General features: G+C 53.8%; 1 protein-coding gene. It reads right to left on the bottom strand.

Annotated elements, in window-relative coordinates; genetic code table 11:
• On the bottom strand, positions 1 to 459 hold a 459-nt coding region (locus ACO0LF_RS31475; protein ID WP_423021344.1), incomplete at both ends, for a hypothetical protein.

A 459-nucleotide genomic window follows, 5' to 3' on the forward strand; every position in this document is an offset into this window, starting at 1 on the left:
GACCGTGGCGGTTACACGGTTCTCAGCATCATAGAAGTTGTAGCTAATCGCGTCTTGGGACGGATTTTGGGTGATGAGGCTGCTCAACTGGCTGTTGACTTGCGCTGCCTTGTTCTGGGTTGCATACGCAATGATCGTCGTCTGGCGCCCTGCACTGTCATAGCGGTATTCAACGATGCTGCCTTCTGCATCGACTGTGCCAATTAATTTCTGGCCTTGATCATAATAACGGTAGCTGCTGCGGTCTTTGACTGGGTCTGCTGTGACCTGGATCTCTTCTGCTTTGGCATTGATGCCGACACTGGACGGATTGAGGGTGTTGGCGCGCTGTATCGTCGCAACGAGGTTGCCTGCAGCGTTGTATTGCAGCTCAGTGACTTCACCCAGTGGACTGATGGTTTTGGCGACTCTGCCCAGTTTGTCGTACAGGGTACGGACGATCATGTCGCTGGCACTGGC

Source organism: Undibacterium sp. Di27W (genome assembly GCF_049340345.1).
In the GTDB taxonomy this organism is placed as follows: domain Bacteria; phylum Pseudomonadota; class Gammaproteobacteria; order Burkholderiales; family Burkholderiaceae_D; genus Undibacterium.